At 68.5% G+C, this 6,236-nt stretch carries 6 protein-coding genes; 1 reads left to right on the forward strand and 5 read right to left on the reverse strand.

The window, feature by feature from the left end; genetic code table 11:
* The first annotated feature begins 166 nt into the window (after positions 1–166).
* The gene (locus tag NUV99_10545; GenBank protein MCR4420536.1) at positions 167–1,108 is read left to right on the forward strand and encodes an MBL fold metallo-hydrolase; all 942 of its coding nucleotides are present in this window, start codon (positions 167–169) and stop codon (positions 1,106–1,108) included.
* 45 nt (positions 1,109–1,153) lie between these two features.
* Here the strand turns inward: NUV99_10545 and NUV99_10550 are convergent, their stop codons facing one another.
* The 5 genes from NUV99_10550 to NUV99_10570 form a co-directional block, all read right to left on the reverse strand.
* Positions 1,154–3,250 (reverse strand): stalk domain-containing protein, encoded by a 2,097-nt coding sequence (locus NUV99_10550; protein ID MCR4420537.1) that lies wholly within the window; start codon positions 3,248–3,250, stop codon positions 1,154–1,156.
* 170 nt (positions 3,251–3,420) lie between these two features.
* On the reverse strand, positions 3,421–4,047 hold the full coding sequence (locus tag NUV99_10555; protein MCR4420538.1) for a DUF4349 domain-containing protein: 627 nt from the start codon (positions 4,045–4,047) through the stop codon (positions 3,421–3,423).
* A 475-nt stretch (positions 4,048–4,522) separates the two neighbouring features.
* Positions 4,523–5,290, reverse strand: coding sequence for an SIMPL domain-containing protein (locus NUV99_10560; GenBank protein ID MCR4420539.1), 768 nt, complete (start codon positions 5,288–5,290; stop codon positions 4,523–4,525).
* A 189-nt stretch (positions 5,291–5,479) separates the two neighbouring features.
* Complete coding sequence (locus tag NUV99_10565; GenBank protein ID MCR4420540.1) at positions 5,480–5,896, reverse strand: PIN domain-containing protein; 417 nt, start codon at positions 5,894–5,896, stop codon at positions 5,480–5,482.
* Positions 5,893–6,120, reverse strand: a complete 228-nt coding sequence (locus NUV99_10570) for a ribbon-helix-helix domain-containing protein (protein MCR4420541.1) — start codon at positions 6,118–6,120, stop codon at positions 5,893–5,895. Before NUV99_10570 ends, NUV99_10565 begins: the two co-directional genes overlap by 4 nt.
* Positions 6,121–6,236 lie beyond the last annotated feature (116 nt).

Genomic DNA, 6,236 nt, shown 5'->3' on the forward strand with positions numbered 1-6,236 from the left:
GTTCCCGGCGAGTTGCCAATGTACTCAGGCGAGCACCCGGTACCGCCAGTCAACTCAAGTTGACTCGAAAGTGGGGATACGTCAGTGCTTCAGGGTATTGACCGGGATGCGGTCTTGTGTTAGGTTGGCTAAAGCAGGAAGGATTCGGCCGCGGGCGGTGACGCGCATGCGCTGGCAACGGATAGTGCTGCCCACACCCTTCCCGGTGGGGCCGGTGAACCTGTACCTCATCCTCGACGAGCCCCTCACCCTGATCGACGCCGGGCCCCTGGCGGAGGAGTCCCGGCAGGCCCTGCGCGGCGCCTTCCGCTCGCTCGGCCTCAGGATGGGGCGGCTGCGCCGCATCCTCCTCACCCACTCCCATCCCGACCACTGCGGGCTGGCGCGCCGGCTGCAGGAGGAAAGCGGCGCCGCGGTATACATGCACCCCCGGGAAGGCAAGAAAATGCAGGTCGAATACCAGCAGGAACCCTCGTGGCTTCTGGCCAGCGGGCTGCCGCCGGAACTGGTGAAAGAAGTGGAACGCAGCCGCCAGTGGATAAGCCGCTTCCTGGAGCGGCCGGACGCCCTTGAGCCCCTGGCCGAGGGCGAGGAACTGCCGGGCGACGGCTACCGCCTCCGGGTCCTGCACACGCCCGGCCATACGGGAGGGCACGTGTGCTTTCTCGAGCCGGAGCAGGGCCTCCTCTGGTGCGGGGATACCCTTCTCGAGCACATAACCCCCAACCCGGTGGTAGAGCCCTGCGCGAGCCGCGCCGGGGGCCGCACCCCGAGCCTCTCCCTGTATCTGGAAACCCTCACCCGCCTGGCCGGGTTGGAACTCAAGCAGGCGCTCCCCGGACACGGCCGCGCCATCACCCGCCACCGGGAGCGGATTGCCGAAATGCTGGACCACCACCGCCAGAGGAGCCGCGAGATCCTCCACCTCGTCCGGAAGGCCGAGCGGCCCCTCACCCCCTGGCAGGTGGCCGCCCGGCTTTACCCGGACGTGAACGGCGCCAACATCTTCCTGGCCACCTCCGAGGCGCTGGCCCACCTGGACGTGCTGGCCGGCCGGGGCCTGGTGCGGGAGATCGCCTCCGACCGGACCGTGTACTTCTCGGCCTGAAATCCCGCCCCGGACCGCCGGCCGGCCCGCAGGGCCGCACTCTTCCTAAATGCTCATCTCATCCAGACGGTCCAACTGGTAGCGCCGGATCAGGTCTATCAGCTTGATCGCGTACTTGGAATCCGTGGCGTAGCCGCAGCGCTTGAGCGCCCACGCCCCCTGCTCGCCGCTGTGCATCGCCGCCCGGAAAGGCGCGTAGCGGCTCCCGGTGAGCAGGAACTGCTGGTGGTCCCTCCAGCTCTCCCCCACGTTGTGGTAGGCGCGGAAGGCGGCGTCTATATAGTAAACCACCCCGTTGTATTCCTCCCAGGTGTTGGCGATCACCGAGCCGGCCGGACCCTCGCCCTTGATCCCGAAGAGGTTGTAGGAAAGCTGCCCGGTGTACTTGTCCACCGGCGCCGACTGCCCCCATCCGGTCTCCAGGATGGCCTGCGCCACCTGCAGGGCGGCGGACATGCCGGTTTCGGCCAGCACCTGCCGCGCCAGGGGCGAGACCAGGCTTATGAACTGGTCCTTGGCCACGATGGGCTGCGGCCCGTAGAGCTTGCCCGTGTACACCCGCACCGGGACCTCGGGGGTGGAAAGCTTCTCCCCGGAAGGGGCGGTGGCCACCGCCCGCAGGTTCCAGTAGCCGGCGTACTCGGCGGTTGGTTTCCAGGTGTAACTCGCCCGCGCATCCGTGCCCCGGACGATGACCCGCACCGTCCCGGTCTTCTGGTTAACCAGCTGGTACTCTATCCCCTCGAGGGGCACGTTGGCCTCGCAGCGGAGGGCGACCTCGCCGGTCAGCACCTGCTTGGGCCCCACGGTGGCCGGCACCAGCCGCGGGGTTCCCCTGATCTCCACCGTCACCGGAGCGGTGGAGAAGGTGCTGCCCTCCTGGTCGGTGATCACCGCCAGCACCTGCGCCCGGCCTGCCTGATCCGGCCCCGGGAACCAGCGGTAGCCGGAGGCCCCTCCCACCGTGGCCAGCACCTTTTCCTGCCCCGAATCCGGGTAGCGCACAAGGTACTGCACCTGGCGGGCGGAGAAGTTCAGGGACACGCCCAGGTTGACCGGGCCGTCCACCACCGCGCCCTCCTTCACGCCCCTCAGGGCAAGCTGCCGCTCCACTGCCACCTCTACCGGCACCACCGGACCGGCGCAGGCCTGTCCCAGCCGGTCGTAGGCCACGGCCTGCAGGGTGCGCGGCCCGTTATCCGCCCAGACCGGGGTCCAGCTGTAGGGGCCGTAGGGATCGGCCTGGGCCAGCTCGGTTACCTGGCCCGTGGCCGGGTCTCCCAGGCGGTAACTCACGTAGGCGGCCAGGAAGTTCACCTCGGGAGAAAGGGTAAGCGTTCCCGTAACCCGCTGCCCCGCCGTCACGCCCCCCAGGGAGACCTGCGGGGACACCGCCAGCTCCACCGGCACCACGGCTCCGGCCAGGAACTTGCCCGCCCGGTCGTAGGCCGCGGCGGCCAAGAGATACGAGCCCCTCCAGGCCGGGTCGGGAAGCAGCCGGTAGGCGGCGGTCAGGTCCGCCCCCCGCGCCACTATCGGCCCCCTGCCTGTGGCCGGGTCCAGCAGGAAACAGCGCAGCTCCGCCGCCTCACCGGGCAGCGTGCCGGTTACGCTCACCTTAAGGTCAACAGCTCCCGTCAGAACCTGCCCCGCCTGGGGCGAGGTGATGGCCAGCACCGGCGGGGCCGGGTCCGGCTGCCGGCCGGAATCCACCCTCACCGTGCCGGTGGCCGCGTCCCAGCCGATCCACACCCCCAGGGTTTCCGCCACCAGCCGCAGGGGAATAAAGGTGCGGTCCTGGATCAGGCAGGGCGGCACGTCGGTCAGGAGATAATCCCCGCCCAGGTCCACCAGGCGGTTCTCTATGCGCATCTTCACCTCGCGCCCGCCCCGGACCACCGTAACCGACCGGTCCTGGGCCTGCCACTGCACCACCGCCCCCAGGTTCTCCGCCACCACCCGCACCGGCACCAGGGTGCGGCCGCCCCGGATCACCGGCGCCGGGGAGGCCTGCACCTCCCTGCCGTCCACCACCAGCCTGACCGCCGCCTCGGCCGGCCGGGCCCACCCTCCCTGTATCAGCACCATTACCAGGACAAGTGCAATCCAAGCCAGGTTCTTCCCCCGGATCCTCCCCCGCATAGGCTCCAACCTCTCCTTTCAGCTCCACCTCTTCGCGTCCGCGAGTCCCCTTCCTCCCCGGGGCAGACTTCTCCGGCCCCCGGCGCATCCCCGACCTGCCCCGGGCGATTACCGGCTCCTTCCATCCGCTCTGCGCGCCCGCCGACCCGGCGCGCGAAGCCGCGGATCGCTCAGGCCTTACCCTTGCGGCCCCGCCGGAGCCACAAACGCCAGCCCAGGAAGGCGATCACCGCCAGCAACGGAATCCAGGTTAGGAGGGAGGCGAAAACCAGGACAATACCGGCAATCAGGTTCTGAAGCGCGTTCCAGCCGGAAAGAAAGGCCTTGGCCGTCCTGGCCCCCAGGCCCTTGAAGCCCTGGGCCGGCGGCACCGGCTCCGCCTCTTGCGACTGCTTCACCTGGATGCTGACCCGGGAGTAGGTGACCCGGTGGCGGAGGTAGTTGAACTTGCCGGCGAGGGATTCTCTTTCCGCCCGAACCCGCTCCAGTTCCTTCTCTACCTTGAGAATGTCCTCCACGGTCTCGGCCTTGGCCAGCAGTTCGGTCAGCCGCTCCTCCTGGGCGGTCAGGGTCTTCACCCGGGCCTCCAGGTCGATGTACTCCTCGGTGACGTCATCGCTGTAAACGCGCTGGCTCTTGACCTCCCCCAGCCCCGCCGCCCAGGCCAGGAAGGTCTCCAGTTTATCCGCCGGCACGTGCAGCTCCAGGTGCGCCCGGGTCCTGGCGTCGTAGCGGTCGAGCTCGGCCTGGGCCACCAGGCCCCCCAGCTGGGCCGCCTCCCGCTCCAGCTCCTTCACCGCCTCATCCACCGAGGCCACTTCCAGCACCAGTTCCGCGTTGCGCACCACCTTGCGCTCCTGCACGGCTTCTAACGAGGCGTAAACCCGCTCCAGGCCGGGCCCGGCCTCGGCCTCGGCGCGCGCCCCGGAAGCCAGGGCCTCCACCGTCTGCGTTCCCGGTGCCTTTTCCGCTACCGCATCTTCTGCCGGCGCCGGCGCCACCGGCGGTACCGCCTTCTGGCTGCGGCCGCAGCCCGCCAGAAAGGCCGCCAGCACCAGCACCAGCACCACCGGCGCCAAAACCTTCCTGACCACGTTTTCCCCTCCCCCTGATTGTTACCTCCCGTCTGCCGCGCCGCTCCGGACGCACCCTCCTGGGGCCACAACCCTTTTCCCGGCCGGTCCCGCCCCCGGACGGAAGGCGCGGTTCCAGGCCGGCCCGGCGTCCCCGGTTACCGCGGCCCCGGGGCCCGGACCGGCGTTAATCCCCGTCTTACTTCCCCAGGGCGAAGACCACCTGCACCGAAGCGCTGAAGGTCAGCTGCCCCGGCTCCACGGGCGTGGCCGCCTCGCCGGCACCCAGGGCGGCATCGGCCGCTCGGAAGTATATCGGCTCCGGATAACCGCCGCCGCCCTCGCTCACGCTCAGCACCTCGCCCAGGGGCCGGCCAAGGGCCCGGGCCAGCACCTCCGCCTTGCGCCGGGCATCGGCCACCGCCCTGGTCAGCGCCTCCGACTGCACCGCCGAGGTATCGCTCAGAACGAACTGTATGCTCTGCACCTGGTTGGCCCCGTCACCCACCGCCCGGTCGATTATCGGCCCGGCCTGGGCAAGGTTACGCACCCGCACCCGCAGGGTGTTGACCACCCGGTAGCCGGTAATCCTGGGCGGCTTTCCCTCTTTTTCCGGCCGGTAGTCGTACTGGGGCTGCACGCTGTAATTGACGGTCTGAATGTCCTTCTTGTCGATCCCCTGGGCCACAAAGCCTTTGATCACCTGGTCCGCGCGCCGGGCGTTCTCCTCCTGGGCCTCCCGGGCCGTGGCCGCCGTGGTGACCACGCCCACGTCCAGCAGCATCTGGTCGGGCGCGGCCTGCGCCTCTCCCCGGCCCTGCACGGTAACGGTACCCCGGGTTCCGGCCACCGCGCCGGCCGCCTCTTCCGCCTGGGCCACGGCCGGCCCCGGCCCTTTAAGGCACATACCCATCAGGCCCAGCCCCGCCAACAGCACTGCTGCCCTCCACCACTTCGCTCTCGCCATGGACCTTCCCTCCTGCAAGGTTCTCTTGCTTCTTAGACGGCGCAGAAGGGCGAAAGGTTCTGAGAACCAAAAACCCCCTTCCGTGCCGGCAGGCGCGAGAAGGAGGCAAACGCGCGAAGCCCCGACCGACTGCAGTCGGCCGGATCGGGGCCGCAGCGGCAGGCATATGAGACGGGTGACGCACGGTCTTCAGGGCAGCAGCTCTAATCCTTCGGCGAAGGCAGGCCGGTAAAGAGCGAAGTGCTTGCGGTCGTAGGTAAACACCCGCCGCAGGCGATAGCGCTCGCACAGGGCGAAGCAAGTAGCGTCCACGAATCCAAAGCCTGCATCCTGGTACTTCCCCTGGATGTCCAGTGCCACCAGCAGGTCTTCCCGTTCCAGGGGGAGCACCTCAAAGACTCCTTCCGCCACCGCGGACCACAGCCGGTCGGCGTAGTAGCCGCCCAGCCTGGCTTCCAGCAGCAGGTACGCCTCGGTTAACACCGGGAGACCGATCCCAAGAACCTCCCGCCCGGCGGTACGGCGGTAGAACTGGGCCGCCTGGGCGTGGTTCACGTCGTTTCGGTCGATAAGCGCGTAAAGGGCGCCGGTATCCACCAGGATCACCGCAGTGCCTCCTTGAGCACCTCTTCGGCCTCCTCCGAAGTGCGGCCGTCCCTCGGCCCCTCGGCAATGCCCAAGATGGAGAAGTAGTCCACCCCGGCCTTTTCCGCAAGGTAGGCCCTCAGGGCTTCCCGTATGATTTCCGACATCCTCTTGCCGGACCGGGCCGCCACTCTTCTCAGCAAGTGATACTGCTCATCCTCAAGGTACACCATGGACTTCTTCACCCTAGCGCACCCCCCGCACCCAATATAATGACATATATATTGTATGTCAAGCCAGACCCAAGCTGAGTTATCCCCACTTTCCCACGGGCGGTACCGGGTGCTCCCCGTTCGTACTG

This window comes from Clostridia bacterium (assembly GCA_024653205.1).
Taxonomy (GTDB): Bacteria; Bacillota; DSM-521; order Neomoorellales; family SLTJ01; genus JANLFO01.

Bases quoted from the DNA above. Each gene is read 5' to 3' on its own strand.
- NUV99_10545 (MCR4420536.1), top strand. From the start codon at position 167: ATGCGCTGGCAACGGATAGTGCTGCCCACACCCTTCCCGGTGGGGCCG.
- NUV99_10550 (MCR4420537.1), bottom strand. From the start codon at position 3,250: ATGCGGGGGAGGATCCGGGGGAAGAACCTGGCTTGGATTGCACTTGTC.
- NUV99_10560 (MCR4420539.1), bottom strand. From the start codon at position 5,290: ATGGCGAGAGCGAAGTGGTGGAGGGCAGCAGTGCTGTTGGCGGGGCTG.